At 65.2% G+C, this 26,441-nt stretch carries 21 protein-coding genes (1 of these 21 cut by a window edge); 11 read left to right on the forward strand and 10 right to left on the reverse strand.

The features are described from left to right. The 6 genes from GPJ75_RS08425 to GPJ75_RS08450 form a co-directional block, all read left to right on the forward strand. A protein-coding gene (locus tag GPJ75_RS08425; RefSeq protein WP_163267080.1) for an amino acid ABC transporter substrate-binding protein crosses the window boundary here: on the forward strand, nt 1-1,346 show its 3' portion. 1 nt of this gene lie to the left of the window's left edge; 1,346 of the gene's 1,347 nt are visible here — the last part of the coding sequence; its start codon straddles the left edge of the window (only 2 of its three bases are visible, at nt 1-2); the stop codon is at nt 1,344-1,346. Between the two features lie 86 nt (nt 1,347-1,432). Further along, nucleotides 1,433-2,182: an ABC transporter ATP-binding protein gene (locus tag GPJ75_RS08430; RefSeq protein ID WP_163267082.1), complete on the forward strand. Its 750-nt coding sequence runs from the start codon at nt 1,433-1,435 to the stop codon at nt 2,180-2,182. Then, entirely contained in the window at nt 2,175-2,900 is a 726-nt protein-coding gene (locus GPJ75_RS08435) for an ABC transporter ATP-binding protein (protein ID WP_163267084.1), read from the forward strand. The genes GPJ75_RS08430 and GPJ75_RS08435 overlap by 8 nt, the downstream gene beginning before the upstream one ends. Before the next feature lie 16 nt (nt 2,901-2,916). Next, entirely contained in the window at nt 2,917-3,798 is an 882-nt protein-coding gene (locus GPJ75_RS08440; RefSeq protein WP_163267086.1) for a branched-chain amino acid ABC transporter permease, read from the forward strand. 2 nt (nt 3,799-3,800) lie between these two features. Beyond that, nucleotides 3,801-4,835 carry a branched-chain amino acid ABC transporter permease gene (locus GPJ75_RS08445; RefSeq protein ID WP_163267088.1) on the forward strand — a complete coding sequence of 345 codons (1,035 nt, stop codon included), beginning with the start codon at nt 3,801-3,803 and terminating at the stop codon, nt 4,833-4,835. Between the two features lie 64 nt (nt 4,836-4,899). Then, complete coding sequence (locus tag GPJ75_RS08450; protein ID WP_163267090.1) at nt 4,900-5,673, forward strand: glutathione S-transferase family protein; 774 nt, start codon at nt 4,900-4,902, stop codon at nt 5,671-5,673. A gap of 664 nt (nt 5,674-6,337) precedes the next feature. Here the strand turns inward: GPJ75_RS08450 and GPJ75_RS08455 are convergent. From GPJ75_RS08455 to GPJ75_RS08480, 6 genes are read right to left on the reverse strand one after another with little or no spacing between them, the layout of a single operon-like run. Further along, the gene (locus GPJ75_RS08455; protein WP_163267092.1) at nt 6,338-7,354 is read right to left on the reverse strand and encodes an NAD(P)-dependent oxidoreductase; all 1,017 of its coding nucleotides are present in this window, start codon (nt 7,352-7,354) and stop codon (nt 6,338-6,340) included. 9 nt (nt 7,355-7,363) lie between these two features. After that, nucleotides 7,364-8,692: a dihydrolipoamide acetyltransferase family protein gene (locus tag GPJ75_RS08460; RefSeq protein ID WP_163267094.1), complete on the reverse strand. Its 1,329-nt coding sequence runs from the start codon at nt 8,690-8,692 to the stop codon at nt 7,364-7,366. Nucleotides 8,693-8,701: 9 nt separating this feature from the next. Continuing rightward, complete coding sequence (locus tag GPJ75_RS08465) at nt 8,702-10,150, reverse strand: NAD-dependent succinate-semialdehyde dehydrogenase (RefSeq protein WP_163267096.1); 1,449 nt, start codon at nt 10,148-10,150, stop codon at nt 8,702-8,704. 18 nt (nt 10,151-10,168) lie between these two features. Next, on the reverse strand, nt 10,169-11,146 hold the full coding sequence (locus tag GPJ75_RS08470) for an alpha-ketoacid dehydrogenase subunit beta (protein ID WP_163267098.1): 978 nt from the start codon (nt 11,144-11,146) through the stop codon (nt 10,169-10,171). Then, nucleotides 11,134-12,159, reverse strand: coding sequence for a thiamine pyrophosphate-dependent dehydrogenase E1 component subunit alpha (locus GPJ75_RS08475; RefSeq protein ID WP_163267100.1), 1,026 nt, complete (start codon nt 12,157-12,159; stop codon nt 11,134-11,136). The genes GPJ75_RS08470 and GPJ75_RS08475 overlap by 13 nt, the downstream gene beginning before the upstream one ends. Nucleotides 12,160-12,198: 39 nt before the next feature. Next, entirely contained in the window at nt 12,199-13,515 is a 1,317-nt protein-coding gene (locus GPJ75_RS08480) for a M24 family metallopeptidase (protein WP_163267102.1), read from the reverse strand. 299 nt (nt 13,516-13,814) lie between these two features. Here GPJ75_RS08480 and GPJ75_RS08485 point away from each other — a divergent pair, with 299 nt between their 5' ends. Next, nucleotides 13,815-14,906, forward strand: coding sequence for a LacI family DNA-binding transcriptional regulator (locus GPJ75_RS08485; RefSeq protein ID WP_163267104.1), 1,092 nt, complete (start codon nt 13,815-13,817; stop codon nt 14,904-14,906). A gap of 242 nt (nt 14,907-15,148) precedes the next feature. Then, complete coding sequence (locus GPJ75_RS08490) at nt 15,149-16,207, forward strand: alpha/beta hydrolase family protein (protein WP_163267106.1); 1,059 nt, start codon at nt 15,149-15,151, stop codon at nt 16,205-16,207. Nucleotides 16,208-16,240: 33 nt separating this feature from the next. On the opposite strand, the gene GPJ75_RS08495 is transcribed toward GPJ75_RS08490, so the two are convergent. The 3 genes from GPJ75_RS08495 to GPJ75_RS08505 all read right to left on the reverse strand — a co-directional run bounded on the left by GPJ75_RS08495 (nt 16,241) and on the right by GPJ75_RS08505 (nt 20,715). Beyond that, nucleotides 16,241-17,596 (reverse strand): amidohydrolase family protein, encoded by a 1,356-nt coding sequence (locus tag GPJ75_RS08495; protein WP_163267108.1) that lies wholly within the window; start codon nt 17,594-17,596, stop codon nt 16,241-16,243. Between the two features lie 14 nt (nt 17,597-17,610). After that, on the reverse strand, nt 17,611-19,563 hold the full coding sequence (locus tag GPJ75_RS08500; protein WP_246248985.1) for a TRAP transporter large permease subunit: 1,953 nt from the start codon (nt 19,561-19,563) through the stop codon (nt 17,611-17,613). 78 nt (nt 19,564-19,641) lie between these two features. Then, nucleotides 19,642-20,715 (reverse strand): C4-dicarboxylate TRAP transporter substrate-binding protein, encoded by a 1,074-nt coding sequence (locus tag GPJ75_RS08505; protein ID WP_163267110.1) that lies wholly within the window; start codon nt 20,713-20,715, stop codon nt 19,642-19,644. A gap of 339 nt (nt 20,716-21,054) precedes the next feature. Between GPJ75_RS08505 and GPJ75_RS08510 the strand changes: the two genes are divergently transcribed. From GPJ75_RS08510 to GPJ75_RS08520, 3 genes are read left to right on the forward strand one after another with little or no spacing between them, the layout of a single operon-like run. Then, a complete protein-coding gene (locus GPJ75_RS08510) occupies nt 21,055-21,636 on the forward strand; it encodes a TetR/AcrR family transcriptional regulator (protein WP_163267112.1) in 582 nt (193 codons plus the stop codon). Nucleotides 21,637-21,646: 10 nt separating this feature from the next. Next, complete coding sequence (locus tag GPJ75_RS08515; RefSeq protein WP_163267114.1) at nt 21,647-22,705, forward strand: efflux RND transporter periplasmic adaptor subunit; 1,059 nt, start codon at nt 21,647-21,649, stop codon at nt 22,703-22,705. Nucleotides 22,706-22,752: 47 nt separating this feature from the next. Further along, nucleotides 22,753-25,848: an efflux RND transporter permease subunit gene (locus tag GPJ75_RS08520; protein WP_163267116.1), complete on the forward strand. Its 3,096-nt coding sequence runs from the start codon at nt 22,753-22,755 to the stop codon at nt 25,846-25,848. Between the two features lie 110 nt (nt 25,849-25,958). Here the strand turns inward: GPJ75_RS08520 and GPJ75_RS08525 are convergent, their stop codons facing one another. Further along, nucleotides 25,959-26,405 carry a hypothetical protein gene (locus GPJ75_RS08525; RefSeq protein ID WP_163267118.1) on the reverse strand — a complete coding sequence of 149 codons (447 nt, stop codon included), beginning with the start codon at nt 26,403-26,405 and terminating at the stop codon, nt 25,959-25,961. Nucleotides 26,406-26,441: the final 36 nt, after the last annotated feature.

Raw genomic sequence — 26,441 nt, forward strand, 5'->3', positions numbered from 1 at the left:
TGAAGAGAGCACAAGAAGCGCCGAACGCCGAAAGGACGGCGGCCGGGCGTCTATTGCCGTTGCAACTGTCCGCGGCCTTCGTTGTCGGCGCCTTGGCAGGCGCCACCGCGTTGGTTCAGCCGGCCTACGCTCAGGATGCAGAGCCGATCCGCGTCGGCGCCTCGCTGCCGCTCACCGGAAACTTTTCCGTCAGCGGCGAGAAGCATGAGCAGGGCTATCAACTCTGCGTCGACTTGATCAACCAGGCCGGCGGTGTTCTCGGCCGCAAGGTCGAGCTGATCATCAGCGACAATCGCTCCGACACCGAGACCGCCATCAACCAGTACGAGCGCCTGATCAATGTCGAGGATGCCGACATCGTCTTCGGCACCTTCTCCTCCAAGCTCACCTTCCCGGTCTCCTCGGTGGTGGAGCGTTACGGAATGGTCCATCCGGTTCCCGCCGGCGGCGCCCTGCGCATCTGGGAGCAGGGTCTGAAGCACGCCTTCTACTTCCAGCAGAACGCCGCGGAGCTGGTCGGCACGGGCCTGCGCGGCGTTCTGCGCGACCTGGTCGATGAAGCAGGCCGCCCGAAGACAGCCGCCCTCGTCCACGCCGACGACTTTTTCGCCAACGGCATCGCCGCGGGCTTCCTCGGCGGCAAGGTGGAGGAGCCGGGCAAAGGCGTCATCGCCGATCTCGCGCCCGGCTACCTCGCCGAGCTCGACATCGAAGTGGTTATGGAAGAGCGCTGGCCGGAGGAGGGCTTCTCCGACTGGCTGAACCTTGCCAACTCGATCAAGCAGGCCAATCCCGATCTCGTCATCGGCCTTACGGCCTCGGCCGAGGAGGCGGTGCAGCTTTCCCGCGCCCTGCAGACGCTCAAGGTCAATCCGGGCGTTCTCTATCTCAGCCAGGGCACCCAGGCCGAGTTCCTAGAGGGCATGGGCGAGGCCTCCGAAGGCGTCATCGTCCACACCTCGTGGCACCCGGCGGTACCCTTCAAGGGAGAGCTCGCCGGCGAGCCGTTCTCCAACCAGGACTTCATCGCCGCCTTCGAAGATGCCTACAACTACACGCCCGACGAGGACTCGGCGATCCCCTTCGCGCTCTGCCAGGGCGTCGAGCAGGCGATCCGCGGCACCGAGTCCACCGACAATCAGAAACTGTCGGAGTGGCTGCACGCGCGCACGCCCGAAGAGCCGGTCCGCACCGTCCTCGGCCCCTTCTCCTGGGACGAGCGGGGCCTGCCCAAGGACCGTACCTTCCTGATGGCGCAGTGGCAGGACGGCGAACTCCGTTTCATCTACCCGACCAACGAGTTCGAAGGCGTGGCCGAACTCCAGTTCCCGAAGCCCGAGTGGTGATCGGTCACGGGGGCGGGGCCGCTCTGGCGGTCCCGCCCATTCGCTGCCAAAACGGGAAAACAGAGGCTGAAGGGAGGAGGCGCTGCATGCTCGAAGTGCGCGCACTGGCCAAGCATTTCGGCGGCATCAAGGCCGTCGACAATTGCTCGTTCACCGCCGAGACCGGAAAGATCACCGCCCTCATCGGCCCCAACGGTGCCGGCAAGACAACCGCCTTCAACTGCATCAGCCGCACAATGGCCCCGACAGCCGGCGAAATCCTTCTCGACGGCGAGCGCATCGACCACTTGAAGCCCCATCAGGTGACCCGCAGGGGCCTCTCGCGCACCTTCCAGATCACCCGCAACCTGGAGGACCTGACCGTTCTCGAAAACCTCGTCGTCCAGTCCAAGGTCCATGGCTGGCGCGCGCTCTTTGAGCCGGCGATCACGAAGGAGGAGCTGCAGAAGGCCGAGGAAATCCTCGCCTTCCTCAACATCACGCGGCTGGCATACGAGGAGACGCGCAACCTCTCCTACGGGCAGAAGAAGCTGATGGATTTCGGCGCGCTTCTAATGTCCGACCCCAAGATCATCCTGCTCGACGAGCCCGCCGGCGGCGTCAATCCGAGCCTGCTTGCCGAGATCGTCGAGCACATCCGCGCGCTCAACAGGCGTGGGCTCACCGTGCTCATCGTCGAGCACAATATGGAGCTGGTCATGAGCCTGTCCGACAAGGTGGTGGTGATGGCCCATGGCGAGATCATCGCCGAAGGCCCGCCGAAGGCGGTCCAGTCCGACCCCAAGGTGCTCGAAGCCTATCTCGGCGGCGCCAATGCGGAGCCTGCCCATGCCTGAGCTTCTGGAAGTCAGGAACGTCGTCGCCGGCTACGGCTCCGGCCCGGCCATTCTCAACGGCGCCGATCTCCACGTTTCACCGGGCGAGATCCAGTGCATCATCGGCCCCAACGGCGCCGGCAAGTCGACGCTGATGAAGGCGATCACGGGGCTTCTGCCCATCCGCTCCGGCGAAATCCGCCTCATGGGCGAGCGTATCGACAGGCTGAGGCCCGACCAGATCCTGCAAAAAGGCATCGCCTTCGTGCCGCAGGAGCGTGCGCTTTTTCCCCGGATGTCCGTGCGCGAGAACCTGCGCATGGGCGGCTACACCATCCGCGACGAGAGGGAACTGAAACGGCGCATCGATGACGTGCTTCACCGCTTCCCCATCCTCAGCGAGCGCGCGAGCCAGCACGCGGGCACCATGTCCGGCGGCCAGCAGCAGATGCTTGCCATGGCGCGCACGCTCATCGTGCGGCCGAAGATCGTCATGCTCGACGAGCCCTCGCTGGGGCTCGCGCCCATGATCGTCCAGCAGATGTTCGACATCATGCGCCAACTCCGCGATTCCGGCATGACCGTCCTCCTGGTCGAGCAGAACGCCGTCGTGGGGTTGAAGAACGCCGACCGGGGCACCGTGCTCGACCTCGGCCGCACGCTCTTCAGCGGGCCGGCGCGGGACATCCTGAAAGATCCGCGCGTGCGCGAACTCTATCTCGGCAAGGCCGCCGCCTGAGGGAGACCGAACACCAATGCTCGCATCCACGCTCCAGGTTCTCATCCTCGGCCTCGCGCTCGGCGGCGTCTACGCGCTGATGGCCTCCGGCCTCACCCTCATCTTCGGCGTCATGCGCATCGTCAACCTGGCGCATCCCATCATGATCATCGCCGGCGCCTTCGTCGCCTACTGGCTCTTCCGGCTCTACGGCCTCGACCCGATCCTGGCCATGCCCATCGCGGCAAGCGTCCTCTTCGTCATCGGCGTCGTGCTCTACAAGCTCGTCTTCGAAAAGGAGGCGGCAAGCGCGAAATACTCCGAGATGACGGTGCTGCTCACCTTCGCAGTGGCGCTGTGCGCCGACGGCCTGCTCGGCGCCCTCTTTTCCAATACCCAGCGCGTGACCACGCCCGCCTATGCCACGGACGCCTTCATCTTCGGCACCGTCTTCATCCCCAAGGGCCAAGCCTATGCCGGCGCCATATCGCTTCTGGTCATTGGCGCCCTCCTCGCCTTCCTCAATTTCTCGCGCTTCGGCACGGCGATCCGCGCCACCACGCAGAACCGGGCTGCCGCCCAGCTCATGGGCGTCAATGTCGGGCGCGTCTCGCTGATCACCTTCGGCATCGGCATCGCGCTTGCGGGGGCGGCCGGCGCGCTGGTCAGCTTCCTCTTCTCATTCTTTCCAGCCAAGCACTGGGAGTGGATCGCCATCCTCATGTCGCTGGTCGTGCTCGGCGGCATGGGCAAGCTCATGGGCGCGATCCTCAGCGCCTTCCTGCTTTCCGTCATAGCCGCCTTCGTCGGCACCTATTTCGGCTCCACCTGGTCGACCATGACCTTTTTCCTCGCCCTCTTCGTGATCCTGCTGGTGAGACCGCAGGGGCTTCTGGGCGACAGACAAGAAGAGGCTTGAGAATGGCAACCGAGCTCGGCGTCAGCGACGTTCTGCAAGCGCGCAAGGATTATAACGCCACCCTCGCCTCCGCCGGCCGGCGCGAGCGCGCCACCTGGTTCCCGCTCGCCCTCCTGACACTGCTGGTACTCCTGCCCGCGCTGCAGATCACCGGCGGCCACAACTACACGCTCCATCTCGTGCTCTACGCGATGATGTATGCGGCCATGGCCTCGAGCTGGAACATCCTCGGCGGCTACACCGGCTACATCTCGCTCGGCCACAACGTCTTCTTCTGCATCGGCGGCTACGTCTCCGGCATGATCCTCGCCTATTTCGGCATCACCTCGCTCATCACCGCCCCCCTCGCCGGCCTTACGGCCGCCGTCGTCGGCTTCGCCGTCGGCCTCATCACGCTCAAGATGCGCGGCCCCACCTTCATCATCTCCTCCATCGCGCTCCTCATGGTCGCCCGCATCCTGTTCGATCACTGGCAGTTCGTCGGCGGCTCCAACGGCGTGACCCTGCCGCAGATGGACATCCCCGCCCAATGGGCCAAGCTGCCCTACTATTACGGCATGATGGTCGTCTGCGCGCTCACCGTCTGGGCCTCCTACCGCATCAAGCATTCCAAGTTCGGCCTCGGCCTGCGCGCCATCAGCCAGGACGAGGTGAAGGCCGAGAGCGCCGGCATCGACACGCGTTTCTACAAGGTGCTGGCCTTCGCCATTTCCGCCTTCTTCGTCGGCATGGCCGGCGCCATCTGGGGCGAGTACATCACGTATCTCCGGCCCAACATCTTTCTGATCATCCTCGTCGCCGCCAACATGGTGCTGATGTGCATCCTCGGCGGCAAGGGCACGGTGGCCGGCCCCATCGTCGGCGCCGTCGTGCTCATCGCCTTCAACGAGCTATCCGTAACCTTCTTCGGCGCCAGCGAGATCAACCTCCTGATCACCGGCCTCGTCATGGTGCTGGCGCTGAAATTCTTCCCCGCCGGCATCGTCGGCACCCTTGCCAGGAAGCGCCGCCTGCCGCGCGTTCTCGACTGGGACTGAAGCATTTTGTAGCCAAGTGGGAACACTTGGCGCCCGCACAAATGCGGCAAACAAAGGTACGCCAATGGCCGAGTTCATCCTCTACAACGCCCCGCAATCGACCTGCAGCCAGCGCGTGCGCTTCGTGCTCAACGCCAAGGGCCTCCCCTTCGAGGAGATCAGGCTCGACCTCTTCGCCGGCGACCAGCTAAAGCCCGACTATCTGGCGATCAATCCCAACGGCGTCGTCCCAGCGCTGGTGCATGACGGCCGCCCGGTCACCGATTCCGCTGTCATCATGGAATATCTGGACGAGCTCTATCCCGAGCCCGCCCCCTTCCGCCCCTCCTCCCTCTACGGCATCGCCCGCATGCGCTCCCTGATGCGCTATATCGACGAGGTGCCGACCCCGGCGATCCGCGTCCCCTCCTACAACCTCGCCTTCCTGCCGCACTTTAAGGCCATGAGCGAAGAGGAGTTCCTGGCGCTCGCCGAATCGAAGCCCCTGCGCAAGGAGTTCCTGCTCGCCATGGGCCGCACCGGCTTTCCGGAAAAGGAGATGACCGCCGCCCTCGACCGCCTCGCCCGCGCGGTCCAGCGCATGGACGAAACCATCGCCGCCTCCGGCGGTCCCTTCCTGATGGGCGAACCCCTCACCCTCCCCGACATCGCCGTCATGCCGGTGATCGTCCGCATGGACGACATCGACCTCAACACGATGTGGCAGGACCGCCCCTCGATCCAGCGCTGGCTCGACGCGATCCGCGCCCACCCGGCCTTCCGCCCCACCTTCTACCATGGCGCGCTTCTGACGGAGAAATACCCGCATCTGGCGAAGCTCAAGAAGGAGAGGGCTTAGGCCGCAATGCCGAGCGCCACTCCTCTCCCCCATCAAAATGGGGGAGAGGTGGGCCGCGAAGCGGGTCGGTGAGGGGGAAATGGCGCCAGCCTCCAAACGGGGATAAAATCTGCGGTCGGAAGCCGCCAACCCATTGATACCAAACAACCTGCAAACTTTTTTCGCGGGAATCTATCCCCCCTCCCCAGCTCACCCTTAAAATCCACCCCATCGCCCTCACGGGAACCTTGGTCCGGACCGGGGACACGGGGAGGGCGGCGGAGACCTCTCCCTGCGGGCTGCCGGTGCCCACAGGCAAGAGGGCCCGCGACAGGCCGGCGGTGCCGGGAGCGCTGGGTGACAGCCTGCGTTGCCGGCATTGCGGAGAAGCCGCAAGGGCTTTTGTTCGGCCCGGCTCACCCCCAATTGGGTGCGGCCGGGAAGGAGAAAGGCCCGAGTGACCGGCCGACCGTCGGGACAGACTCCGGCGGGGCGCGTTGGACGCGCCTAATTTGAGGTGCCCCCAAAGCGCCTCGTGCGGTGCCGAAGACGCGCCCCGCTTCCCACCCTGAGCTGTGAGCTTGTCGCACAGTCGAAGGGTCAATGGCCAGACGGTGAAAACCGGGCGTGGCGAGGATGATGCGCGCGCCAACAGCCAAGGGCGATCTTATCCCCGATGGAAAACCTACTCCTCCACCTCCAGCCCCGTCTTCACCGGCTTGTCCTCGCTCACAAGCTTATGCCCCGAAGCCAGCGCCACCGTCTCGATCAGCGCCGCGAAATCCTTCTGCAGATAGGCCTCCGGGTCCTCCTGCAACATCGCAGCCCCGAAATGGCTCTGCAGCGCCTCCCGCGTCGTCGCCGTCACCGGCATCGCCACGCCCATCTCGCGCCCGGCCTTCAGACCGAGATCCAGATCCTTCCGCAAAAGCTCCGGCGTGAAGGTCGTCGTCCAGTCGAGATTGACCAGCGCCGGCGTCTTGTAGCGGGTGAAGATCGAGCCCATCACCGAGTTGTTGATGAACTCCAGAAAGGCATGGCGCGGCACGCCGGCTTTCTCCGCCAGGATCGTGATCTCGGCGAGGTTCTGCGTGACAACGCCGAGCAGCACATTGTGGGCGATCTTGCAGATGCGTGCCAGTTCCCCCTCGCCCACATAGGCCACACCGTTGCCGGCAATCGTCTCCAGATAAGGCCGCACCGTCTCGAAGACGTCCCGGTCGCCCGAGACCACCTGGCTGAGCTTGCCCGCCTTGACGCACTTGCCGTTGCCGGACACGGGTGCCACCAGGAACGCCGCGCCCGCCTTATCGACGCGTGCGCGGATTTCCTCCGACTGGTCCACGCCGATGGAGGAGCAGTCGACGAGGATGCGCGGCACCGGGCGTGCTGCACCGTCGATCACGCCGTTCTCGCCGAAATAGACCTGATCCAGATCGTCCCCCGTCGAGACCATGGTGAACAGGATATCGACGTCCGCAAGATCGGCGGGACGGTCGACGAGCCGGGCGCCCTTCTCGGCCAGCGGCTCGGCCTTGGCCCTTGTGCGGTTCCAGACATGGACCTCGTAGCCGCGCTTCACCAGGCGCTCGGCCATCGGAAAGCCCATGCGGCCGAGACCGATCCAGCCCAGCCTGTGTTTGTTTTCCTGCATTGTCATAGACCCTCCGTCAAAGTCTTCATGTCGGGATCGTTCCTGCATGCGCGCCGGTCATATTTCCTGGGACCAGTCGCGGGTTTCGATGATTGCGCGCAAGCGCCCGAGGAAGGCTGCCGAATAGGCGCCGTCGAAGGCACGGTGGTCGAAGGATTGCGCCAGGATGCCGATCAGGCCGACGCCGATGCGGTCGCCGTCCTCGTCCGATACGACCACCGGCTTCTTCTTCACGCCGTCGGTGGAAAGGATCGCCACCTGCGGCGCGTTGATGATCGGCGCCGTGAACAGCGTGCCGAACGTGCCGGAATTGGAGAGCGAATAGGTGGCCCCGAAAAGGTCGTCGGCGGTCAGCCTCCCTGCCCGCGCCCGCGCCACCGCCTCGTTGATCGCCCGGCCAAGACCCACCAGCGTCAAGTCGTCGGCGCCCCTGACGACCGGCACCACAAGTCCGTCATGGTCGAGATCGACCGCGATGCCGAGATGAACGCGCCGGGCGACCAGCAGGCGGTCGCCGTCGAGCCGCGCATTCACCTGAGGATAGTCGCGGATGGCAAGGCAGGTCGCACGCGCGATGAAGGGCAGATAGGAGAGCCGAAAGCCCCAGCGCTCCGCGTTCGCCTCATTGGCCCTGCCGCGCACCCGGTCGAGCCGCGTGAAATCCGCCTCGACCGCCTGCACCACATGCGGAACGGCACGCCAGGCATCCGCCAGATGCTCCGCCGAGCGCTTGCGGATACGGTTGAGCGGGACGACATCGATATCCGGGCCGGTCTCGGCTTGCCCCGGCTCAGGCTTCGGCTCCCGTGTCTCGACTGGCCTTGCCGGCACGGGCACGCGCGCCGCCTCCACATCCGCCTTGACGACGCGGCGCCTGCCCTGCCTTGCCGCCTCCTCGGCCAGCATCACGGCATCGAGCCCGGCCTCGGCGATCAGCCGGCGGGCGAGCGGCGTTATCTTCACCCCGTTCGCGGCCTCGGCCTTGCCGTAATTGCGCTCCGGCGTGCGCACCTCGAAGAAGGGATCGGGCCCGCTATGCCCGTTCATCCTTGCCGCCGGCTCCGATGCCGGGGCGGGCGCCTCGGCAGGCTTGGTCTCCGCCGCCCGCGGGTCTGCCGTGGCGGCGGTCGCGTCCCCCTTGCCCGCCGGCTCTTTTTCGCCGGCGATGACCGCCACCACGGCGCCCACGGGCGCTGTCGCGCCCGCACCGACATGGATCTTCTCAAGAACACCGGCGCCCACGGCCTGCACCTCCATCGACACCTTGTCGGTCTCGATCTCGAACAGCACATCGCCTTCGCAGACCACATCGCCCTCGGCCTTGAACCAGGTGCTGATGGTGCCCTCGCTCACGGTCTCGCCGAGTTGCGGCATGACGACGTCCATCACTTCACCTCACCATTCCGCGGAGACATATTGCGTCTCCAGGAATTCCATCAGCCCCTCGTGCCCGCCCTCGCGTCCGAGGCCGGACTGCTTGACACCGCCGAAGGGCGCGGCCGCATCGGAGACGAGGCCGCGATTAAGCCCGATCATCCCGAATTCGAGCCGTTCGGCGAGGCCGAGCCCGCGCTTCTGGTCGCGCGTATAGATGTAGGCGACGAGGCCGTATTCGGTGTCGTTGGCCTTACGCACCACCTCATCCTCGTCGGAAAAACGCTGGAGGGCGGCCACCGGACCGAAGATCTCGTCGCACAAGAGCTTCGCCGTATCGGGAACGTCGACAAGCACCGTCGGCGGATAGAAGAAGCCCCTGCCCTCGTGCCGCCTGCCTCCGCAGAGCGCGCGGGCACCCCTGGCGACCGCGTCCTCCACGAAACCGGCCACCTTGTCGCGCGTATCGGCATTGACCAGCGCGCCCACCTCAGCGCCTTCCAGCCCGTGGCCCATCCTCATGGCGCCCATGCGTGCGGCAAGCTTCTCGGCGAATTCATCGTGCACGCTGTCATGCACGTAGAAGCGGTTCGCCGCCGTGCAGGCCTCGCCCATATTGCGCATCTTGGCGACGAGCGCCCCCTCAACCGCCGCGTCGATATCCCCATCGGCGCAGACGATGAAGGGCGCGTTGCCCCCCAGCTCCATCGCCGGCTTGACGATATTGTCGGCAGCGCTCTTCAAAAGCGTGCGGCCGACCGCCGTCGAACCGGTGAACGAGACCACCCGCACCCGCGGGTCGTGCAGCATGGCATCGGCCACGGCGCCCGAAGCGCGCGAGGGAAGCGCGTTGACGACACCCGCCGGCACCCCCGCCTCCTCCAGCACCTCCATCAGCGCCAGCATGGTGAGCGGCGTTTCCGAGGCCGGCTTGATGACGACGGTGCATCCCGCCGCCAGCGCCGGCCCGATCTTCCGCGTGCCCATGGCAGCCGGGAAGTTCCACGGCGTGATGAGAAGCGCCACGCCCGCCGGCTTGTGATGCGCCAGGATGCGCGCGCCGGAGGCCGGCGCATGCATCACCTGACCGATGTTGCGCACCGCTTCTTCCGCGTACCAGCGGAAGAACTCCGCCGCATAGGCCATCTCGCCCAGGGAATCGGCGAGCGACTTGCCGTTCTCGAGCGTCATCAGCCGGGCGAAACGCCCCTTCTCGCGGGTCAGTATGTCGAAGGCCCGGCGCAGGATTTCCGCACGCTCGCGCGGCTTCCTCGCCGCCCATCCGGCAAAGGCCGCACTGGCCGCCTCGACCGCCGCGATCGCGTCCTCCACCGTGCCGTTGGCGACATCGGCAATCTTTTCTTCCCGTGCGGGATCGTAGACCGGAAAGGTGCCCCCGTCGGAAGCCTCGCGCCATTGGCCGCCGATGTAGAGCCCGCTCGCGAGGCTGGAGGGGATTTCATGCTTCATCGTGAACCTCCTCCGTCCTCACGCCATTGCCCGGCGCACGCGCTCGGCGATGCGCTCGGGCGTCGGCAGGACGATGTCTTCCAGATTGTCGGCCGCCGGCAGCGGGATATGCGGCGTCGTGATGCGCACCACCGGGCCGTCGAGATCGTAGAACGCCTCGTCGGCCACGATGGAGGCGATCTCCGCCCCCCACCCGCACAGACGCGGGTTCTCCTCGACGGTGAAGAGCCGCCCCGTCTTCGCCACCGAAGAAAGAATGGTCCGTGTGTCGAGCGGCACGAGCGAGCGCACGTCGATCACCTCGGCATCGATGCCATGCTCGGCCTTCAGCCTTTCGGCAGCCTCAAGCGCGCGCGGCACCATCAGCGCCAGCGCCAGGATGGTGGCATTGCTGCCCGCACGCACCACCTTCGCCGTGCCGAGCCGGTCGAGGATCTCCCCGTCCGGCACCTCCCCCTTCGAGCCGTAGAGCGACTTGTGCTCGAAGAAGATCACCGGATCGGGATCGCGCACCGCCGCCGCCAGAAGCCCGATCACGTCCACTGGCGAAGAAGGCGCGACCACCTTCAGCCCCGGGATCATCATCGCCCAGTTCTCGACGGACTGGGAGTGCTGCGCGCCGAAGCGCGAGCCTGCGCCATTGCCGGTCCGCACCACCAGCGGACACTGGAGCTGGCCATTCGACATGTAGCGGGACTTCGGGAACTCGTTGGCGATATAGTCGAAGCACACGGCAAGGAAGTCGGAGAACATGATCTCCGCAATCGGCCGCAGCCCCGTCATCGCCGCCCCCATGGCCGCGCCCAGGATCGCCTGCTCGGAGATCGGCGTATCGCGCACGCGTTTCGGCCCGAACTGCTCGTAAAGCCCCACCGTCGCCTTGAACACCCCGCCGGCCTTGGCGACGTCCTCGCCCAGGAAGACGACCCGTTCGTCCCGCTCCAGCTCCTGCGCGATGCCGCGCGCCACCGCTTCTCGATAGGTCAGTTCCGCCATGCCCAGCCCCCGTCGGCATAAACGTCGGTCGCAAGAATCTCATCCGGCGGCGGCGGTGCGGCCTTGCAGGCCTCCGTCGCGGCGTCCACCTTCGCCTTGCTCTCCCGCTCGATGGCGGCGATCTCTTTTTCGGAAAAGCCGAACTCGGAAAGCCGCGCCCGGTAGACTTTCACCGGATCCCGCTCCAGCCATTTCTCCAGCTCCCCTTCCGGCCGATATTTGCCGGGGTCGGCGCGCGAATGGCCTGAGTGGCGGTAGGTCTTGCACTCGATCAGCGACGGCCCCTCGCCGGCCCGTGCCCTGGCAAAGGCGGCCTCAGCCGCGCGATAGACCGCGTCCGCGTCGTTGCCGTCGACCAGGATGCTTTCAAGCCCGTAGGCGGAGGCGCGGTCGGCGGCCGGATTCTCCACCGCCGTCACCTCGCCGATGGGCGTGTATTCCATGTAGAGGTTGTTCTCGCAGCAAAAGACCACCGGCAGCTTCCAGACGGCGGCGAAGTTCAGCGCCTCGTGAAAGGCACCGATATTGGTCGTCCCATCACCGAAGAAGCAGACCGACACATCGTCATGGCCGAGATACTGCGCCCGCCACGCCGCTCCACAGGCAATCGGCAGATGCGCGCCGATGATGGCGTAGGAGCCCATCACGCCGTGGTCGACGGAGGTCAGGTGCATCGACCCGCCCTTGCCGCGCATCAGCCCGTTGTCGCGCTGCATGAGCTCGCCCAGCACCGCCTCCATGTCGACGCCACGCGCCAGTGTGTGCGCATGTCCGCGATAGGTGCAGAACGACTTGTCCCCTTCCTTCATGGCCACCGCGAACCCCGCCGCAATCGCCTCCTGGCCGAGCGACAGGTGGCTCGTCCCCTTGACGAGGTTCTGCAGGAACAGGTCGTAGGCCCGCTTCTCGAAATCGCGGATCTCCACCTGGCGCCGGTAAAGATCGAGCCGCGTCTCGGGCGCGATATCGTCGTTGACGCGGGCGGCCGCGCCTGGCTTCTGGCGCACATTCATCGGGCGCTCTCCTCGTTCTTCAAAGCAGGCCGTCCGGCTTCAGTAGCGGTTGGCGATGGGCAGTTCCTCGGCGGGGAAGCGGGAGATCACCTCGCACCCCGTATCGGTCACCACCACCTCCTCCTCGATGCGCGCCGCCGAATAGCCGTCGGTGGCCGGGCAGTAGGTCTCCAGCGCGAAGACCATGCCGGTCTTGATCTCCATCGGGTTGTCCAGCGAGACGAGGCGGGAGATGATGGGCCGCTCGTGCAGCGCCAGCCCAAGCCCGTGGCCGAACTGCAATCCGAATGCAGCCATCTCGGAGGGGAAGCCGAATTCCTCCGCCTTCGGCCAGACATTCGCCACGGTGTCGGTGGAAACACCCGGCCTGATGAGCGCGATCGCCGCGTCCAGCCACTCCCGGCACTTCACATAGGCATCCCGCTGCACCGGCGTCGCACGGCCGACATTGAAGGTGCGGTAGTAGCAGGTGCGGTAGCCCTGGTACGACTGCAGGATGTCGAAGAAGGCCTGGTCGCCGGGGCGGATCAGCCGGTCGGTGAAATTGTGCGGATGCGGATTGCAGCGCTCGCCGGCGATCGCGTTGATCGCCTCAACGTCGTCCGAGCCCATCTCGTAGAGCATCTTGTTGGCCGCAGCCACGATGTCGTTCTCGCGCACGCCCGGCTTCAGCTCCTCCCAGATCATATGATAGACGCCGTCCACCATCGCGGCGGCTTGGTTCAAGAGCACGATCTCATCGATGTTCTTGATCTCGCGCGCGTCCAGCATGACCTGCTGGCCGTCGACGACGTCGAGCCCCGCTCTCTGCAGCTCGAAGAGCATCGCCGTCTCAGTGATATCCACACCGACGGGCAAATCCGCCACGCCGGCCTGGCGCAGGAGGTCCGCGATCTCCTCCGCATGTGCCTTCATCAGCCCCACCGCGGGCGGCACCGTGCCGCGCATGCCCAGCATGCCGGCGCGGAAGTGGCTTTCAGGCATCCAGTCGCAATAGAGCCGGTGATGCACCGCGGCCGAGCCGAAATCCCACAGCACCGGTTCATTGTCGCCGGCGAGCAGAGCGAAGCGGCACAGCTTGTCGCGCTCCCATTCGCCGATCTTGGTGGAGGTCACGTAGCGGATATTGTTGACGTCGAAGAGCAGCAGCGCGCCGCACTTTGAATTCTTCAACGCCTGACGCGCCCTGGCCAGCCGATAGGCATGCATGCGGCGGTGGTCGACGCGCACCTCGAAGTCGACGCTCATATGGCCGGGAGCGGGGATCGCCCGGTCCCAGCGCCAGTTGGGCGCCAGCGCCTCTCTCAGCGCAGCTCCCACATCGATCTCACGCGGTTGCAGGATATGTTCGTTCATCGCCTCCTCCTCCCGGTTCGGCGTTCATTGAGGTATGGCCGTCACCGGTGATGCGTGCCGCTGATGTCTTTTCCCAGCACTGTGTGGCTGGTGCAATCGTTTGCACATAACCATCATCGATGCACGGTGTCAATCGCAAGATCGGACATGCGGCTCACGTTCGCCTTTCCCGCCGTCGAGAGGCCCGCTCTTCCGGATTGGGCCCAACCGACGCACCCCCGCTCCGTGCATTTGAAAACGTTTGCACGAAACGGTATTCTGGCCGGAGTTCGTTTGATTCCGGAGCCGCACCAGCCACCATGCAGAAGACGTCCATCAAGAAACGCGTGACGCTCAAGGACGTTGCCAATGCGGTAGGGGTCCATGTCTCGACGGTTTCCCGCGCGCTCGATCCGCGCACGCGGCATCTCATCACGCCGGAGGTGGCCGAGCAGATATTGAAAGCGAGCGAGCGGCTCGACTACCGCCAGAACGCGGCCGCCTATTCGCTCAAGACCAATCGCACGCGCACCATCGGCGTCGTCGTGCCCGACATCACCAACCCCGTGTTCCCGCCGATCATCCGCGGTGTGGAGGATGCGCTGGCAAGCCGCGGCTACGTCGCCATCCTCGGCAACACCGATGGCGACATGCGCCGCGAGACCGGCCTTGTCGAAACCTTCCGCTCGCGCGGCGTCGACGGGCTGATCCTGGCGAGCGTCGAGCGCGAGGACGCCGCCGTCTCCAAGCTGGCCGCCGAGGGGTTGCCGGTCATCACCGTCAACCGGCGGGTGGACGACAGCACCGTGGCCTCCGTCGTCAACGACGAGGCGGAAGGCATCCGCCGGGTGCTCACCCATCTCGTCTCGCTCGGCCACCGGCGGGTGGCCAACATCGCGGGCCCCCAGTCCCTGTCGACGGGCGCCGCGCGTTATGCCGGCTTCGAAAAGTACCGCGGGCCGATGGGGCTTGCCGACGATCGCGGCCTCGTCGTTTTCGCCAACGCCTTCAACGAGGCGGAGGGTGAGCGCTGCGTGGAGGAGCTTTTGGCGAGCGGCGCCGAGTTCACGGCCATTGTCTGCTCGAACGACCGGCTGGCGGTCGGCGCCATCGCCGCGCTTTCCCGGCACGGCCGGCGCTGCCCGGAGGATGTGTCGGTGACCGGCTACAACGACATGCCGATGGTGGAGCGGATGCAGCCACCCCTCACCACCATCCGCATCCAGTCCAACAAGGTCGGCTTCGAGGCAGGACAGCTTCTGGTGCAGATGATCGAGCGCCCGCCCGGCGAATACGTGGCGGAACATATCGTGCTCCCCATCGAACTGATCGTCCGCGGCTCGACCCGCGCCATCCACGCCCCGAACGGGCAAGACGGGGACACGGCTAAACCGCGCGTCCGCCCCCTCTAGTGGTGCGATCCTGACAGATGGTACCCATCTGTCAGGGCAAATCGCCCCACCAGATCAATAGCTTGTGGGCTGACTTATCCAAACAGATGGGTACCATCTGTTTGGGTCAGACCACTAGAAGCAATTCCAGGAAAAGTGGGAACCGGTTTTCCGTCCGGAATTGCGGCAAGATAAAAGGTTAGATCGTTTCGCCGTTTCCATGAAATGGTGAAATGATCTAGCTCGGCAACAGGAACCCTCCCATGGCCGCTACGGAAAACCGCCTCATGGAAGTCGCCGGCCACTGGCTGCCGCGCATGGAGGTGGCCGGCATCCCCTCGACCACGGCGAAGGCAGTGATGGAGGCTGCCGGCACCTGGGAGAATTGGTGCCGCGCCTGGACCGCTGAAGGCGAACGCCACCGGGCCGCTGGAGAAGAAGCCCTGTCTCTCGGCCGTCGCGTGACAGCGGGCGAGGCCTTTGCCCGCGCGAGCTTGTTCTATCACTTCGCACAATTCATGTTCTTCGACGACATCGCCCAGAAGAACGCGGCAGCCCGCGCAAAGTGCGAAGCCTATGCGCGGGCATTGCCGATGCTCGATCCGCCGGGCGAAATTCTGTCGATCCCTTTCGAAGGCGGTGTCATCCGGGCGGCGCTACGCAAGCCGGTGCGCGGCACCGCACCCTACCCTCTCGCCATTCTCATCCCCGGCTCCGACTCCACGAAGGAGGAGTTTCCGGCGCTCGAAGCGCATTTCCTGAAACGCGGCCTTGCGACGCTGTCGGTCGACGGGCCGGGTCAGGGCGAAGGCCGCAGCCTCGGGCCGCTCAGGGCGGATATCGGCCCCGCGCTCGCCGCCGTTGTCGAACACGTTCATGGCGTGCCCGGAATTGCCGACGGCATCGCGCTGGTGGGCATGGCCTTCGGCGGCCACCTGGCGCTGCGAGCTGCCGGTGCCGTACCCGGCCTGAAGGCCGTGGTCTCCATCAACGGCTTTCACGATCTGGCGGCCATGTGGCCAGGTTTCCCGCCGGTCTACCGTGACAACATGACCTACGCACTCGGCGCCGCCGACATGGAAGAGGCGGCGGAGCGGGCGCGCGCCTTCACCCTTGCGGGCACCCTTCCAGCCTCCTGCCCGATGCTCGTCATCCACGGCGGCAAGGACCGCATCTTTCCACCGGGAGAAGCCGAGCGCTGCGCTGCCTGGGCGGGCGGTGCGGAGCTCGTGATTTACCCGGATGGCAATCACGTCTGCAACAATATTGCTTGGGCCTATCGCCCTATGGCCGCCGACTTTGCTGCCGAGAAACTGACCTGACCAGCCGCCTCTTGCGCTCCATTACGCCCCTCTTCAGCTTTGGGCACCGCGGAATTCGGTGAGAATTCGCGCACCGGAAGCGGCAAGCTCGTCCGCGCGGCGGTCAAGGTCGGCCGCAAGCAGCCGCCCTGCCCGCTTGCGGACAACGCCGTCCACCATGACCGTGTCGACATTGGCCGGTCCGGCCTGCAACACGATGGAGGCGACCGGGTCGTTGACTGGATATAGCCCATGGGCGCGCGTATCGAGCAGCGCGATGTCGGCCGCCTTACCCGGTACGAGCGAGCCGACGCGGTGGTCCATGCCGGCCATGCGGGCGCCATCGATCGTCGCCCAGCGCAGCGCCTCGGCACTGGAGACGGTGATTGCCTCCGGCCCGGCCCCCATGGCCGCGATAGCATCGAGGTTGTCGAGCAGGCGCTGGCATTGCAGTGTCATGCGCGCCACGGTGAACATGTCGCTCGACATGGCCGACTCGATGTCGGAGCCGATCGAGACCGGCGCGCCAAGCGCCCGCAGCCGCCCCGTCAGCGGCCGGCCGAAGCCCATCTGCATCTCCACCTCCGCCGTCACCGTGAAGGAGACGCCGTTGGAGACGAGGAGGGAAAGCTGTTCGTCGCTGAGGATGTTGGCGTGAACGACATTGATATGGCGCCCCAGCAGCCCCTCCGCCGCCAGCCGCTCGAAACCGTCCGGGACCATGAAGCCGCCGCTCACATGCATGCTGGCGACAAGGCCGAGTTCGCGGGCGAGCCGGAAGTCTGCGAGGCAGACCTCGTGCACCGACATGCCGGGACCGAGGATGGCAAGCCCGAGGGTGACCAGCCCATCGTCGCTTGAAAGCCGCTCACGGCGCACCCGCTCGACCTCCGCGCGCGGCAGCGGGATCTCGCTGAAATGTCTCTGGCCGGTCTTGGGATCGGGCTTGGGCGAGCCGTGCAGGAAAAGTGCGCGGATGCCGCTATTCCGAAGCGCATCGATGGCGGCATCCGTGTGCTCGGGTGTGGGATTGTTGTGGCACCAGTCGACAAGCGTCGTGGTGCCCGCGTTGAGCTGGGCATGGGCGCCCATGAGATTGGCGATGTAGATGTCCTGCGGCCGGAAATGCGTGGCCAGCCCCGCATGCATGGCCCGCAGATATTCCTTGATCGTCCAGTCGGCGGCGATCCCGCGCAATCCCGTCTGCCAGGTGTGCAAGTGCGCGTTGACGAAGCCCGGCATGACGATCATGCCGGCGGCATCGATCACCTCGCCCACCTCTTCCACCTCCAGCCTTGGTGCGAGGGCGGCAATGCGGCCCCGCTCCACCAGAAGGTCTCCGGGCGCCAGTATCCTTCCCTTCTCGTCCATGGTGACGATTGTGCCGCCCTTGATGAGAATGCGGGACATGGATGGGCCTCCGGCTAAAGAAGGAAGAGCGCGATGGCGGGGAAGGCCATCAGGATGAGCGTGACCGCCACCATGACGATCACGAAGGGGAAGGCGCCGGTGAAGATATCATGAAGGGACGCGAAGCCGGGCGGCAGCGTGCCCTTCACCACGAAGACGGAAAGCCCGAAGGGCGGCGTCAGAAGCCCGATCTCCACGCCGATCACCGTGACCACGCCGAACCAGACCGGATCGCCGCCGAAGGCCGCCACCACCGGCAGCACGATGGGCAGGATGATCAGCATGATGGAGACCGAATCCAGGATCATGCCGAGCAGGATCAGGATCACGAGATAGACGACGAGGAAGCCCATGAAGCCGAGATTAAGGGCGGCAAGGGCGGCGGTCATCTGCATGGGGATGGTGGAAAGTGTCAGCATGCGGCCATAGAGATTGGCGGCGATGATCAGGAACAGGATGCCGGCGGCGATGTAGCCCGTCTCCAGCACGACCCGGCCGATCTCCTTCAGGCCGAGCTTGCGCCGGGCAAAGCCGACGATGAAGGCGCCGAGGGCACCTACGGCCCCCGCCTCCGTCGCGGTAAAAACGCCGGCATAGATCCCGCCCATCACGACAGCGACGATGGCCACCACGGGCGCCAGCCGCCGCGCCATCTCCGCCGCCGGCATGCCCTCCGCCGCAACCGGCTTGGGCGTTCCGACAAAGCGGGGAAACCAGGTAGCCAGCGCCACGTTGAGCGCCGCGAAGGCCGAGGCGAGAAGAAGCCCCGGCACGATCGCCGCGATGAACAGCTTGCCGACCGAGACCTCCGCCAGGAGCCCGTAGATGATGAGAAGCAGGCTCGGCGGGATGAGCATCCCCAAGACCGAGCTTCCCGTCACCACGCCGACCGCGAAACGCGGCGTATATCCGCTCTCGATCATCGGCGGCACGGCGATGCGGCTGAAGACCGCCGCGGACGCGATCGAGCTGCCGGTGATCGAGGCAAAGATGGCGTTGGCGGCGACGGTGGCCATGCCGAGCCCGCCGCGCACCCGCCGCAGGAGGTGGACGGCGACCTGGAAGGCGTCGCGGCCGGCATCGGCCCGGTCGAGCACCAGCCCCATCAGCACGAAGAGCGGCACCACCCCGAACTCGTAGGAACGGATCGCGCCGCCGGCGGCAATCCCGAGCGCATTCTGGGCGATGGCCGGGTTGTGCCGCACCAGCCACAGGCCGAGAAAGGAAAGCGCCAGAAGCGCAAAGGCGATCGGCATGCCGAGCGTGACCGCCACCAGAAGGCCGGCGAGCGAGACGATGCCGATCCAGACCGGCGACAGGGTCAGGGTGAAATTCAGGATGAGAAAGGCAGCGACGGCACCGACGAAAATCGCGATCGGCAGGAGATCGCGCGACAACGCCGGCTCCCCCGGCGCCGGCCGCCGCAGGGCGCCCAAAAGGCCAGAACCGGACAGGAGAGCCCGCCGGCCGGCCTCGACGAATGCCACGGCACAGCCGGCCACCACGGCGAACTTGAAGGGCCAGACCGTGATTTGATAGGCGCCGACGGCGCCGCTGAACTCACCCGAATGATAGGACTTCACGAGATAGCGCCACAGCCAGGAGAGCGCTGCGGCAAGGATCGCGGCCGCCGCGGCGAAGAAGACCAGCTCCATCGTGCGCGCCAGATGAGGCCGCTTTTCCTGCCAGGCGCCGATGAGGAAATCCGCCCGCACCAGCCGCCCGCCGCCGATGGTGCTGCCAAGCTGGAGGAACACGCACGCCACGATGGTGAGCGCCACGATATCGCTCACACCGTTGATCGGCCTTAACAAGAAAAAACGCATGCCGATGTCGGCCACGATCAGAAGCATCAGCCCGACCAGGGCCGAGGAGGCGACGGCGGAAAGCACGAGCGGGACGGCCTGCCAGGTGCGCCCGAAAACAGAAGGGGCGGCGGCTCGTTCTGTCGCTGTGTTTTCGGCCATGCGCTTCGGCTCGCTGTAGGCGGGGTTCGCGATCCGACCGGGCACGGCCGGATCACGCGAGTGCTTTCGGCGGCAGTTCTAGATATTGCCGTCCCAGTCGCGCAGCGGCTTGCCGCCTCTGGCGCGGACGGTAGCCATGAACTCCTTCATGATCTCGCGCGCCGGGATGCCGTCGGCCTCACCGGCCTCGACCCAGTTGCGGCCGAGATCGGGCATCATGCTCACCCACTCCAGCCGCTGCTCCTGCGGCATCTTGGCAATCGTGGCGCCTTCCTCCTTCATCGCCTGGATGGCACTCGCCTGGCGCTCCTCGATCAGCCGGGCGTTCTCGGTGGAATACTCCATGCCGAGTTCGGTCAGCACCTCCTGAACATCCTGTGGCAGCGTGTCCCAGGTGGCTCGGCTCACGCCGAAGCCTCCGAAGGTGAGCGGGCCCGTATCCACCAGCGTCACGAACGGCGCAACCTCGTGGATCTTGAGTGGATAGGCGCCGGTGGCGATCAGGATGGAACCGTCGCCGACGCCGGTCTGGAGCTGCGAATACTGCGCCGGCAGGCCCGTCGAGACGAGGGTGGCGCCGGTCGGCTCGATCCAGGGCGCACAGACCGGAACGCCGAGGATCTTCAGGCCCTTGAGATCGGAAAGCTGCTCGATCGGCTTCTTGGTGAAGAGGTGATAGCCGTCCGAAACGCACGCCCCGAGAAAGACGATGCCGTTGGCCTCCCACTCGGCCTTCATGGCCGCATTCTTGGCATTGAGCTCGTTCATCACGTCCACCGCCTGCTGCACGCCGCTGGTGGCAAATGGCGTCGAGTACATGATGTTCTGCAGCGGCAGGGCGGATGGTTCCCACAAAGCCCCGATCCAGCCCATGTCGGTCAATTGCTGGCTAACGGCTTCCAGCGTGTCCTCGAAGCCGTAGAGCGAGCCGCCGAAGGCCTCGGTCCAGTTGATCCGATGGCTGCTCCCCCGCTCCTCCAGCATCCGGTTCGAGCGTTCCACGATCACAGTCTTGAGCGGCGCCACCCAGGGGATGGCCAGCGGATGGCTGGAGGAGATCGTCAGATTGATGACCTCCTGCCCGAAAGCCGCGCGTGCCGGCAGTGCGGCGGCTGCGGCGGTAATCAGAATGGTGCGTCTGGAAATCAGCATCGGTCTCCTCCCTGGCTGCTGCTGCTATGCAACGAGCCTCCTCCGATCGAGCAAGCGCTCCCCAAGAACCTTCTACCGCACGAGTTATTGAAATGCAATCGTTTGCATTCACTTGCGCAAAGCGCGGCATCGGGATCGACCGTCACGGGGTGGCAGCGGCATCCTCTATTGCATCGCAACATACCTCTTGACTGTACCAACTGGACGGTATATGTACCGTCTGGACGGTTAAGTAAGAACCAGCGCCGAATTGACCTCCCAAGTCTTTTGCATTCCGGGAATGCGGCACCTGACATTGGCCGCATTCCCGGACGGGCACACGGAATGATGAGTGAAATGATGAGCGAACCGACCACCACGACGACGCGGACAGACAAGCGCACCTCGAATTCCCGCGAGGAGATCCTGGACGCAGCGCAACGCATCGTGAAGCGCGACGGCGCCGCCCATCTGACGATCGACGGCGTGGCGCGCGAAGCGGGCCTCAGCAAGGGCGGCGTGCTCTACAATTTCCCCAACAAGGAACGCCTGCTCAAGGGCATGCTCGACCGGATGCTTGAGAACTCGATCGCGCTGATTGAGGCCTTTCGCGAAGAATTCGCCGATTGCCCCAATCCCACGCTGAGGGCCATCATCAAGACAACGGCGAATAAGGAGTGTCTCGATCCGGCCCTAAACAGAGCCATCCTGGCCGTGGCGGCGGAAGACCCCGAAATGATCGCTCCCCTCCAGGCAGAACTTGCGAAGCGTTGGGAACAGGTTCGACAGGAGTGCACGGATCGGGACATGGCTGCCCTTTTGTGGGCCGCGGCCGACGGTCTCATGTTCCACGCTCTTCTCGATATCGGCGTCTTCCCGCCGGAAAAGCGGGCCGAACTTCTCGAAAAACTCGACGAACTGGCTGCAACCACCCTTAAGTAGGATAGGTCCCATGTCCGCATTTAATCGTTCCGGCGCGCTTGCGCTGGCCGCCCTTATTCTTGCCGCCTGCTCGGAAAGCGAGGCCAACAAGGCCGCGGAACCGCCGGTCCAGACCGTGGCGATCGAGCCGGTCTCACAATCCGCCGCGCTCGGCGCGCGCAATTTCGTCGGCCGGCTGGCGCCGGTCAGCACGGTGGACGTCTCCTTCCGCGTCGGCGGTGAACTGATCGAGATGCCGGTCAGCGAAGGCACGAAGATCGAGAAGGGCGCCCTTCTGGCCGCCCTCGACCCAACCGATTACGAGCTTGCACTGCGCCAGGCAAAGCTCTCCGCCGAACTCGCCAAGGCAGATTTCGAGCGCAAGGAAAAGCTGCTTGGCAGCAATTCCATTTCGCGTTCCGTCTTCGACCAATCGGAGACCGACTATGAGTTGAAGAAGGTGGCAGCCGAGAACGCATTGCGCGATCTTTCCGATACCACGATCGAAGCCCCCTTCGATGCGCTGATCACGCGCCGCCTGACCGACGCCTACACCAACGTGCAAGCCGGCCAGGAGGTCCTGCGCATCCAGGACATCAGCGAGTTCCGCGTCAAGATTTCCGTGCCGGAAGACGTTCTCCGGCTGGTCAACGATCCCGACCTTATCGAGGCCGAGGCGGCGATCCCTGGGACGGACAAGCGCTACCCGCTCGAATATCGCGAGCATAACACCGAGGCCGACGCCGTCGCCCAGACCTACGAGGTAACCTTCGGCATGGCACCGCCGAGCGACGTCAATCTCCTGCCCGGGATGACCGTCTCCGTCGCCGTCAACAGCGTGGCGCCGCAATCCCAAGAGGTCTATTCCGTGCCCATCGCCGCGGTCGACACCCGTGCTGACGGCGCCTTTCGCGTCTGGGTCTACAACACTGAAACTGGCGCGGTCAGTCCGCGCGAAGTGGAGATCGGGACGCTCGTCAGCGACCGCGTGCCGGTACTTTCGGGCCTCAATATCGGCGAATTCGTCGTGGCCGCAGGCGGGCAGCTCCTGCGCGAGGGCATGATCGTACATCCGATGGGCGCGTTCTGACGGACAGAGCCACCCCAAACCTTTCATACAATTAAAGAATTCACGCCATGAACATTGCGCGTCTCGCCATCGCACGCCCGATCTATACCTGGATGATCGTCCTCCTCTGCCTCCTGGGCGGGCTCTGGGGCCTGAGCAGCGTCGGCCGCCTGGAGGACCCGGCCTTCACCATCAAGCAGGCTGTCGTCGTGACGCCTTATCCGGGTGCCACCGCAGAGGAGGTCGAGCAGGAAGTCACCGAGGTTCTCGAATCGGCCGTCCAACAGATGCCGCAGCTCGATTTCGTGACGTCGAAGTCGACGCCCGGCATGTCCCAGCTCGAGGTGGAGATCAAGTCGACCTACGATGGCTCCGAAATCCCGCAGATCTGGGACGAGTTGCGCCGCAAGATCAACGACGCCCGTTCCTCGCTGCCGAGCGGGGCCGGTCCTTCGGTCGTCAATGACGATTTCGGCGATGTGTTCGGCCTCTTCTACGCCGTCACCGCGCCTGGCTTCTCCGACGCCGACAGGCGCGACATCGCAACCTTCCTGCGTCGCGAGCTTCTGACCGTAGCCAACGTGGCAAAGGTCACGACGGCGGGCGAGCCGACGGAGACGATCTATATCGAGATATCCAACGAGCGCCTTGCCCGTTTCGGCATTCCCGTTTCCCAGGTGCTTTCCACCATCCAGAGCGAGAATGCCGTGGAAAATGCCGGTGCGGTGCGGATAGGCGACCGCCACGTGCGCATCTCCATGCAGCCTTCCTTCGATTCTGTAGCGGCGATCGAGGCGCTCAGGGTCGGCCGGCCCGGCACGACCGAGCAGATCAGCCTGCTCGACGTGGCGAAGGTGGTACGCGCGCCCACCGAGGTGCCCGACGAGCTGATCCGCTTCCACGGCGAGGAGGCCTTTACGCTCGCTGTCGCCGGCGTGGCCGACGCCAATATCGTCGAGATCGGCCAGGCAGTCGATGCAAAGCTTGCCGAGCTCTCCGCGCGCATTCCGCTCGGCGTCGAGATCAATCCCATCTATCAGCAACATGTCGTGGTGGACCAGGCCATCAATGATTTCATGGTGAACCTGGCCATGTCGGTCGCCATCGTCATCGGCGTGCTGTGCATCTTCATGGGCTGGCGCGTCGGCATCGTCGTCGGCGGCACGCTGCTCCTGACGGTGCTGGGGACGGTGTTTTTCATGGGCGTCTTCGGCATCGAGATGGAGCGCATCTCGCTCGGCGCCCTCATCATCGCCATGGGCATGCTGGTCGACAACGCCATCGTGATCGCCGAAGGTATGCTCATCAACATGCAAAGGGGCATGAACGCCGAAGCTGCCGCCGACGATGCCGCCAAGCGCACGCAGATTCCACTCCTGGGCGCCACCGTCATCGGCATCATGGCCTTCGCCGGCATAGGGCTGTCCCCCGACGCCACGGGCGAGTTCCTCTTCTCTCTTTTTGCCGTCATCGGCATATCGCTTTTGTTGAGCTGGATTCTCGCCATCACGGTCACGCCGCTCTTCGGCCATTACCTGCTGAAGACCGGAACGGGCTCGGCCGACGACGACCCTTATCGCGGGCCGATCTACGGCGCCTACCGCGCTGTCCTGCGGGGCGCTCTGCGCGTGCGCGGGCTCACCGTCGTTGCACTCATCCTTCTGACGGGCGCGTCCTTCTACGGTTTCGGCCTGGTGAAGCAACAGTTCTTCCCCGATTCCAACACGCCGCTCTTCTACGTCAACTACGTCCTGCCGCAGGGCTCCGACATCCGCGCCACGGCGCGCGACATGGACGAGATCGAAGAGATCATCAAGGACAAGCCCGGCGTGACGGCCGTCGCCAGCTTCATCGGCCGGGGCGCCAGCCGCTTCATGCTCACCTATGCGCCCGAGCAGCCCAACACGGCCTATGGCCAGTTCATCGTCGAGATGGAGGAACGCGACCAGATCGACGCGTTGGCTGCCGAGCTGCGCGAGGAGCTGGGGCAGAAATACCCGAGCGCCGAGATCCGCACCGAGCGGCTGGTCTTCGGCCCCGGCGGTGGGGCCAAGGTGGAAGCGCGCTTCTCGGGCAACGATCCGGCCGTGCTGCGCCGCCTCGCCGACGAGGCCATCGCTATCATGCACCGCAGCGGCACGCTCATGGACATCCGTCACAACTGGCGTCAGCGCGAACTCGTCATCGCGCCCGAGATCAACGAGGAGCGCGCGCGTATTTCCGGTGTCAGCCGAGCCGATGTGGCCGAGACGCTTGCCTTCGCCACAACCGGCGTCCAGGCCGGCACCTATCGCGAAAGCGATCGGGCGATCCCCATCGTGGCGCGCCCGCCGGCCGAGGAGCGGCTCGATGTCGGGCGCCTGCAGGACCGGCTGGTATGGAGCTCCGGCGAAAACGCCTATGTGCCGATCACCCAGATCGTCACCAGCTTCGAGACCGTTCCGCAGGAGGTGCTCATTCGCCGCCGCAACCGGGTGCGCACGCTCACCGTCCAGGCCGAGCCGATAGCCGGCCTGACGCCGACCGACGCGCTGGGCAGCGTGCGCGCATCGATCGAGGCTCTGCCCCTGCCCACCGGCTACCAGCTCGAATGGGGCGGAGAGTACGAGAATTCGCGCGACGCGCAGCAGTCGCTGGGCAGCCAGCTGCCGCTCAGCTTCCTCGTCATGCTGGTCATTTCGGTATTGCTGTTCGGCAAGATCCGCCAGCCGCTCATCATCTGGCTGGTCGTGCCGATGGCCGTGTGCGGCGTGGTCGCCGGCCTTCTGTTCACCGGCCTGCCATTCAGCTTCACCGCGCTGCTCGGACTTTTGAGCCTGTCGGGCATGCTGATGAAGAACGGCATCGTGCTCGTCGACGAGATCGATGCGCAGATCGCCTCGGGCATCGTGCCGGAAACGGCAGTCGTGGATGCCAGCGTGAGCCGTCTGCGGCCCGTCTTCCTGGCGGCCGTCACCACCGTGCTTGGCATGATCCCGCTTCTGCCCGACGCCTTCTTCGCGTCCATGGCGGTGACCATCATGGGCGGGCTTGCCTTTGCCACCTTGCTCACCTTGATCGCCGTGCCGGTGCTCTACGCGCTATTCTTCCGCATCCGCCTCGGCAGTGCGCCGAAGGGGGAGGAAGTGGAAAGCGAAGCACTTATCGTCGGAGAGGCAGCCTAGGGCTTGGCGTGAAGCGGCAACAAGGAACCGCCGCATCACCGCAATGATCCGTCGCAACCCCGATTACATGAAGCCCCGCTTGCCCGAGCCAAGCGGGGCCATGCATCTTCTCATGCAGTAAAGCCAAACAAACGCCAGATCGCCTGCCTCACACTTACACCGGTTTCCTTCCGTGCCACACAGCGGCGCAGACCTCTGGCCACGGCCCTGCCGGTCATCCTTCCAAGATAGTGGCAATCGCAAAGAAGGCGATGCGCCTCGAACTCGCTCAGGCCAAAGAAATCCATGGCATCGCCGAGCCCGTCGCTCTTCAGCCCCTCTTCGCGCAGTACCTGGTCATTGAACGCAATGGTCAGTGGCGTATTCACGTCCCTGTAGTCCCTGCGCGCCGCCGGAGACAGATATTCGATCTGTCTTAAAGCGTTTAATGGCCCGCCATGGCTTTCGAGAAGCGCGGCCCAGCGCTCGATACGCTCTCGCCGCGACATGCACGGCTTCTGCAGCATCGGATATACCTTGGCGGCAGCCGCGATTTCCTGCGGAGTCTGGTGTTTCATGGTTTCCTCCGTACGATGATCAACCACGCCCTAGAA

The sequence above is a fragment of the Chelativorans alearensis genome (genome assembly GCF_010993735.1).
Taxonomy (GTDB): Bacteria; Pseudomonadota; Alphaproteobacteria; order Rhizobiales; family Rhizobiaceae; genus Chelativorans; species Chelativorans alearense.